A 6,000-nucleotide genomic window follows, 5' to 3' on the forward strand; every position below is an offset into this window, starting at 1 on the left:
AGGGGCGGCGGCCGGGCGTGCGTGGGCCGGCCGGGTGCTGAGGGGGCGGTTCAATTGCGGCGTCCGCTCCTGAGAACGGCAGCGGCCTGCTTCCAGGTGGAGCCGGCCAGGATCGAACCGTGCAGAGGCGGGTGTGCGGGGCTGCCCGCGCGCGTCGCGGGGCCGCGCGCGTGGGAATCCCGGTGCAGGGTGCTGCGTCGGGACGGCGGAACTCTTTCCGAGCCGGCGCCGGCCACGCCGGAGGAAGCACTCTCGACGTCGGCCGAGCCGGCGGTGCGCCCGGCACCCTCGCCGGCGGCCTGGCTGTCCGCTGTGGTGTCCGGGAAGCCGGTCTTTCCGGCCGAAAGCGGGCCGAATCCGGCGAGGAGGCGGGCGAATTCGCCGGCGCGGTTCTCGGCAACCGGGACCTCTTCCGCTTCCGCCGGGATATCACCGGTGTGCAGGACGTTGACGGCGTGGTCGGTGACGCCGAGCAGGAATCGCTGGCCGGCGGCGTCGACCACCACCACGGAGGCCTTCTGGCCGACGCTCTGGCGGCTGACGATGGTCAGCGCGCGGTCAGCGCGCCGCCGACCGGTGCCTTTGCCGAGCCGGCGCTGCAGGAACCACATAAGGCCCAGCACCGCGCCCAGGGCCACGAGTACCCGCAGCCCGAGGATCAGCGAGTCCATTCAGCTGAGCCCCTCGGCAACATCGAGGATGCGGGTAATCCGGACAGCGTAGTCCTGGTCCAGCACCACCACTTCGCCGTGCGCGATCAGGCGGCCGTTGAGGAGTACATCGGCGGGGGCCCCGGCGGAGCGGTCAAGTTCGATGATCTTACCCGGTTCGAGCGCGAGCACGTCACGGACCGACATGCGGGTGCGTCCGATCTCCACGGTCAGGGCCATTTCGATGTTGTTGATGCGGCCCAGCCGGCCGGCGACGGCATCCGCTCCGGCGAACACGTCGCCGCCGCTGTCCTGGCCGGAGCTGTGCTCCCGCAGGCGGACCGCGAACCAGGCTGCCGGGCTGGCGCCGTCGGAAAGTTCGAAGACGGCCGTGTCCGGGTCTGAGAGCAGCCCGGACGCGTCGGATTCCCGCAGATCGCTCAGGACCCCGGCGCCGAACGCTGAACTGGCGCTTTCCATAGCGGGGCGCAGGACATCGGTAACCGAGACGTGTCCAAGCTGGTTTCCGGCTCCGGCGGCCTCATCGAGGAATGTACGGTCGCTGAGCATCAGGGCGAGATCCGCGGTGACGGAGCCAACGAACGTTGCGGTGACGGCTTGACGGGCGTACGCCGCGGCGGCCCGTGCGGGCACCAGCGCAACAACTTTTAGCGCTACCGGGCTCGGCAGCTCCTCAACAAGCCGTTCCGCCGACGATTCGTGTCTGGTCAGGGTGATGCTCATCGGTGGTTCTCCTCGATTGTGACAATAACGGCGGCCGCCCTGGATCCGTTGCGGGCAGGGGCGGCGGTGGCGAGCCTGGTGCCGTCCAGAGTGAGGTCAAACGGCCGGTTTTCCAGGTGCGGCAGGGTGAGGACATCTCCGACGGCGAGGCCAAGGATCTGGCTGGGGGTGACGAACGACGTCGAGAGCCGCACCGACAGCTCCACGGGGACCCGTTCCAGCTGCGCACTGACGCGGGCCGGGGCGTCGCCGCGGTTGTCGGTCGGGTTGACCTTCTTGAGCCGCCCGAGCAGCAGGGCGGCCGGGACGGCAAGGGTGGCCGGGGCGCTCATGTCGCCCACGTTCATGGTGAATGCCGCAACGATCATCAGTTCACTGGGCGCTGCCGCCTGGGCGAACTGGGAGTTGTACTGGATGGTGTCCACCCGGACTGCCTCGCTCAGCAGCGGCCCGAAAGAGTAGCCGAGGTCCTCGAGGGCCTCGTCCATGAGCCCCTTAACCAGCGCCTGCTCGATCTGGGTGAACTTGCGGTCCGGCATGGGCGCGTCCTTGGAGGCGCCGAGCATGCGGTTCACCCAGCCGAGGGCCGCCGGTGCCGGGAACTGCACCACGAGCTTGGAATCGTGGGCCTCGACGGTGCACAGCACCATGGAGGTCACGGCGGGCAGGGAGGCTGCGTACTCGTCGTAGCTCAGCATGCTGACGTCATCGAGCCGGACGACGGACTTGACCCGGACCTTGGCGGTCAGCTGGGTGCCCCATTGGCGGGCGAAGGTTTCAAAGGCGAGCTCCAGCACGCGGCTGTGTTCGCGTGCCAGCGTCGCGGGACGCCGGAAATCGTAGACGGTTACGGTCCGCTCCCGTACCACTTCCCGCTCATCCAGAACACTCACGGTTGCCACTATCGGCAAGGGATCCGCCGCCGTAAGCAATCCGCGTCAAGCAAATTGCAGCAGGCAAAACACGGCTATTTCTGGCTAAGCTTCAACGCTTCGGGAATGAGGGCCCGGACGACGTCGGGCTGGTCGGAGATAACCACGATGTCCACCCGGCGGTTCCGCTCCATCAGTTCCGGCGTGGAATCGTCGTTGACCTGCCGGGCGGAGCCGAACGCCACCGCGCCGATGGTCCCGGGAGTAATCCCGCCGCGCTCCACCATGTAGCGCAACACATTGACGGCACGCGCGGAGGACAGCTCCCAGGTGGAGGGGTAGGCCGTCACACCGTTCGCTGCGTGGCCTTCGACCATGATCTCCAGGGCAGCAGGGCCGAGGACCGGGGAGACGATCTGCAGGACCTGGGAAGCGCGGTCTGTCAGTTCCGGCCGGTCCGCGGCGAAGAAGGTCTGGGATCCGATGAGTTTGACGGTCAGCCCGCGCTGATCGATCTGGAATTCCACGTTTTCGTTGAGTCCGGCCGCCGCCAGGCCCGCCCGCATCTGGGCTTCCAGGGCGCGCAAGCGGTCGACTTCCTTCTTCGCCGCCTCGAGGGCCTCCGGCGTGGCCGGCGACGCCGCAGCTTGGCTGGCGGCGAAGGCTTCCAGCTCTTTGTTCACGAGCTCCGGCGGGACCACGGTACCGTCGGCTGTGTCCACGGTTTCGGACGCTACCGAGCCGAAGCCTGTGGCCAGGGAATTGCGGAGCTTCTCGAATTTGTTGGCGTCCACCGTGGACATGGCGTAGAGAACGATGAACAGGCACATGAGCACCGTGACCATGTCCATGTAGGACGCCATCCAGCGTTCGTCAACGTGGTGCTCTTCGGGTTTTTTGCGGGGGCGTCGGCGGCCACTCACGCGGCCGTGTCCATTGTTTCAGCGTTGCCAGCGGCCGCCTTGCGTCCGCTTCCCGGGCTCTTGAGCTGGTGCTCGGGGACCATGGAACGAAGCCTCTCGGCGAGCAACAACGGCTGGGCCCCGGCCTGGACCGCGAGCATCCCCTCCATCAGCAGCGTCCGGCGTTCGATGTCCAGTTCGGACAGCCGGGCCATCCGCGAGCTGAACGGGAGCCAGATGAAGTTGGCCGACAGCAACCCCCAGAGGGTGGCAACGAAGGCCGCGGCAATCATGTGCCCCAGCTGCTCCGGTTCGGAGAGGTTCTCCAGGACGTGGGTCAGGGACACAACGGTGCCCACGATCCCGACGGTGGGGGCGTAGCCGCCGAGGGACGCGAAAAACTTCGAAGCGGAATGATCGCTGCGCGCCTTCGTATCAATTTCATCCTCCATTTGCATCCGGAGGTCTTCAGCGTCGGTGCCGTCGGCGATGTTCTGCAGGGCACGGGCAAGGAAGGGGTCATTGACGCCGGCGGCCTCTTCCTCGAGGGACAGCAGGCCCTCGCTGCGGGCCTTTTCCGCGAACCGGACCATCTGGTCGATGCTGTCCTGCGGCTTCGCGGTTTTTCCCATGAACATCCCCGGCACGGCTTTGAATGCCTGGACAACGTCCTTGAGCGTATTCCCGGCGAGACCGATGGCCAGGGTCGCGCCGAAAACCAGAATCATGGGGGCCGGCAGCAGCAGTGAGGTCAGGCTGCCGCCTTCCAGCAGTACCATAACGATGAGTGAACCAAAGGCGAGGAGCAGTCCGATGACTGTTGCGGGATCCATGGGTTACTTTCTTGGTTGCTCAGGTGCGGTGCGACTGCCGGCGCCCTTGGGATCCGAGGGAGGGACCAGACTCAGCGGGTATCCCGTCACGGCGGGGAAATCCCGCGCCTTGCTCAGCACATACGCCCGGTAGTCGGCAATGAGTTCCACCACGTCCGCAAGGCTTTCCAACACGACGTAGGCGGCGCCGTCCAGTGTTACCAGGTGGGTGTCCGGGCTCTCGTGGATACGCTCGATCAGGTCCGGATTGATGGCGAAGCGCGTTCCGTTGAGGCGTGTGACGACGATCATGGGCCGATTCTGCTCTGTTCTCGCGCTAAGCGTTACTCAGCAAGGGGAAGGATGTTCTCCTCTTACTGTCGGCAAGGCCGCCCACTTCGTTAGGCGCCGGTTATGAACACTTCCGGTCGTACCGGATCCCGGCTGCGGCGCCCTCGCCCAGGGCCTCGCGGGTGTCCGCCCACACATTGCTGAAGAGGCCGGTGACTGTGCTGGCCCGGCAGTCGATGATGCGCACGGGGTACCTCGAGTCGTTGCCGAAATCGTACTGGTTCCGGCCGAGCCTGTTGGCGCGGACCGTGACCGTGATATTGGAGTAGTTGGCGTTGTCGATCACGATGCTGCTCTGGCCGCCGTCCAGCCAGTTGTTCTCGACGACGACGCCGGACAGCTTGGCGACGTTCTGCTGCAGAAGGATCGCCGCGCCCCCGGACGATCCATGGGCGCTGAATTCACTGCCCGGGCCCCGGACTGTGGAGCTGATCACGTGGTTGCCCGTAATCCGGATGTTCTCGCCGCCCTGTACCTGGATGCCGTCGTTGTGGGTTCCGTCAACATGGGCCGGGTCGTTGCTGAAGTAGCTGAGGTCGTGGATGTAGTTGGCGTCGGCCACCACGTTTGCCGCCGGCGGGCCATTGGGGCGGTTGAAAATCCCGAGCCCGTCGGTAGTGCCGTAGATGTTGTTCCGGCGGGCCGTGTAGTCATGGCCCACGATTCCGTCGCGGAAGTAGGACGGCCGTTCCGGCGCGATGGTGCTGTTCTCGACCAGTAGCTCTTTCACGCCCGCGTCGGTGGCGTCCACGATCCCGGTATTCGACGGCGGGATCTGCAGCCCGCCGCGCAGCCGGCAGTTCCGGATGGTCACATTGCTGGCACGGATCTTAATGTCGCCCCAGATATCCAGGCCCGCCAGGACGGTCCCGTCCACGGTGATGACGAGGTCTGTCCCGCCGGTGTTATATGGAGTGGGCTGCGTGCCCGGCGGAAGCCCGGTGTTGGCCTCGCCCGGGCGGTCGGTGCCGGCCGGATTTCCGAAGAAGGCCATTGCGGCCCAAACAAGCGCCAGGACCGCTACCATAGTGGCGAACGTCAGGAAGTGCCGGCTGCGCCGGAAAGATCGGCCCGCTTCCGCGTATCGGGCCGGCCGCGCCCCGCCCGATTCTCTGCCGGTCACGGGGGTGGATCCGTCGACCTCGTCGAGGTGGCTCATCCCCGCGGCATTCCAGATGTCACAACTCCGATTGTCCACCGATGCACCATTCCGCGCTACGGCTGAGGCGGCCGGACTTCAGGCGGAACGCGACGGCGGCTCCGGGCCTTGCGCACCGCCGAAGCCGGAGCCGCCACCCGGAGCGCCACCTCATGGTTTCCGCTGCGTAAAAAGTCCTGCGACACGGAAACGGCCTGACGCTGCGGGAATTCCCGCAGCGCCAGGCCGTTTCCGTGTCGGGGGGCCGAATCCGCAGCGAAAACCGCCATGATGCCGGACGTTCTTCAACGTCTCCGCGAGAGAGGAAAGAGGGAACGGCTTCCGACACACCAATGACCCCAGGAGCGTGCTGATTGAGGCCGTATCACCGGAAGAGAGGCAATGATCATGACGGCAAGCACCGGTGTGGCATCACGCTGGCCCAAGCGCTGGCCATTGTCCTGGGCACCAAGGAAATTCCGCTCCGGCTGCGGGCCTGGGACGGCTCGGAGGCCGGGCCGGCCGGTGCGC

Annotated in this window: 7 protein-coding genes; all 7 read right to left on the bottom strand. The window is 66.4% G+C overall.

The window, feature by feature from the left end:
- Window positions 1-50 precede the first annotated feature (50 nt).
- Entirely contained in the window at window positions 51-671 is a 621-nt protein-coding gene (gene fliO / locus RCH07_RS11420) for a flagellar biosynthetic protein FliO (protein WP_326967582.1), read from the bottom strand.
- Window positions 672-1,394 (bottom strand): flagellar motor switch protein FliN, encoded by a 723-nt coding sequence (gene fliN / locus RCH07_RS11425; protein ID WP_326967583.1) that lies wholly within the window; start codon window positions 1,392-1,394, stop codon window positions 672-674. It lies immediately after the preceding gene.
- Window positions 1,391-2,287 (bottom strand): flagellar motor switch protein FliM, encoded by an 897-nt coding sequence (locus RCH07_RS11430; protein WP_326967584.1) that lies wholly within the window; start codon window positions 2,285-2,287, stop codon window positions 1,391-1,393. Before RCH07_RS11430 ends, fliN begins: the two co-directional genes overlap by 4 nt.
- 74 nt (window positions 2,288-2,361) lie before the next feature.
- Window positions 2,362-3,189: an OmpA/MotB family protein gene (locus RCH07_RS11435; RefSeq protein ID WP_326967585.1), complete on the bottom strand. Its 828-nt coding sequence runs from the start codon at window positions 3,187-3,189 to the stop codon at window positions 2,362-2,364.
- The gene (locus RCH07_RS11440) at window positions 3,186-4,001 is read right to left on the bottom strand and encodes a motility protein A (protein WP_326967586.1); all 816 of its coding nucleotides are present in this window, start codon (window positions 3,999-4,001) and stop codon (window positions 3,186-3,188) included. Before RCH07_RS11440 ends, RCH07_RS11435 begins: the two co-directional genes overlap by 4 nt.
- A 3-nt stretch (window positions 4,002-4,004) precedes the next feature.
- On the bottom strand, window positions 4,005-4,292 hold the full coding sequence (locus RCH07_RS11445) for a flagellar FlbD family protein (RefSeq protein WP_326967587.1): 288 nt from the start codon (window positions 4,290-4,292) through the stop codon (window positions 4,005-4,007).
- 100 nt (window positions 4,293-4,392) lie between these two features.
- Window positions 4,393-5,490, bottom strand: coding sequence for a hypothetical protein (locus RCH07_RS11450; protein WP_326967588.1), 1,098 nt, complete (start codon window positions 5,488-5,490; stop codon window positions 4,393-4,395).
- Window positions 5,491-6,000 lie beyond the last annotated feature (510 nt).

It is taken from the genome of Arthrobacter sp. CG_A4 (genome assembly GCF_035985125.1).
Lineage (GTDB): Bacteria > Actinomycetota > Actinomycetes > Actinomycetales > Micrococcaceae > Arthrobacter.

Excerpts from the sequence above, each read along its gene's own strand:
- fliO (WP_326967582.1), bottom strand. The coding sequence starts at position 671 with ATGGACTCGCTGATCCTCGGGCTGCGGGTACTCGTGGCCCTGGGCGCG.
- fliN (WP_326967583.1), bottom strand. The coding sequence starts at position 1,394 with ATGAGCATCACCCTGACCAGACACGAATCGTCGGCGGAACGGCTTGTT.
- RCH07_RS11440 (WP_326967586.1), bottom strand. The coding sequence starts at position 4,001 with ATGGATCCCGCAACAGTCATCGGACTGCTCCTCGCCTTTGGTTCACTC.
- RCH07_RS11445 (WP_326967587.1), bottom strand. The coding sequence starts at position 4,292 with ATGATCGTCGTCACACGCCTCAACGGAACGCGCTTCGCCATCAATCCG.
- RCH07_RS11450 (WP_326967588.1), bottom strand. The coding sequence starts at position 5,490 with ATGAGCCACCTCGACGAGGTCGACGGATCCACCCCCGTGACCGGCAGA.